This is a genomic window from Campylobacter sp. CNRCH_2013_0855, from assembly GCF_025773025.1.
GTDB classification, from domain to species: Bacteria; Campylobacterota; Campylobacteria; order Campylobacterales; family Campylobacteraceae; genus Campylobacter_D; species Campylobacter_D jejuni_C.
This window is the reverse complement of record NZ_JAKMTE010000074.1, coordinates 1-536: the sequence shown is the minus strand read 5'-3', so window position 1 is coordinate 536 and position 536 is coordinate 1. Positions and strand designations below refer to the sequence as shown.

Here is a 536-nt window from a genome sequence, read left to right as displayed (position 1 = left end):
TACAGAAGAAGATGTTGAGCTTATAAGACAAGCTGGACATGTTACAACAAATTCAAATACTGATATTATACTTTATCTTTTATATAATGAAGGAAATATCACAAATCAAAAAACTTCTTTTTTATTTGATAAGGAAAGATTTAAAGTTTTTGAAGATTTTTTATTTTTTCTAAATACTCGTTTAGAAGAGGATTTTTTGCAAAAAGATATTCATAAGTTTGATAGCTTTGATGTAGTTGGAATTGGAATGTATATTAACACTCTAATTGGTTATAATTGTGCATTTACTGATATGTATTTGAGTGAATTTTTACAAGATTATATTTGTGATTTAAATACCCCTAAAACTATAACAATTTTAAATGGTATGAGTCAAATTAACATTGCTACTGACAAAGTTTTATTGTTTTTTAATAAAGAATTAGAAAAATATGCTTATACTGATGATAATAATTTGATAAAAAACCTTCAAAAATTGATCTATATTTTTAAAAAATTCAAACTTAACCAAAAACAAACTAATAAACTTAAATCCA

The 536-nt window shown here is 22.6% G+C and carries 1 protein-coding gene; it reads left to right on the top strand.

What is annotated here, in order from left to right:
* On the top strand, positions 1-536 hold a 536-nt coding region (locus L8X40_RS08500; RefSeq protein ID WP_263667695.1), incomplete at both ends, for a hypothetical protein.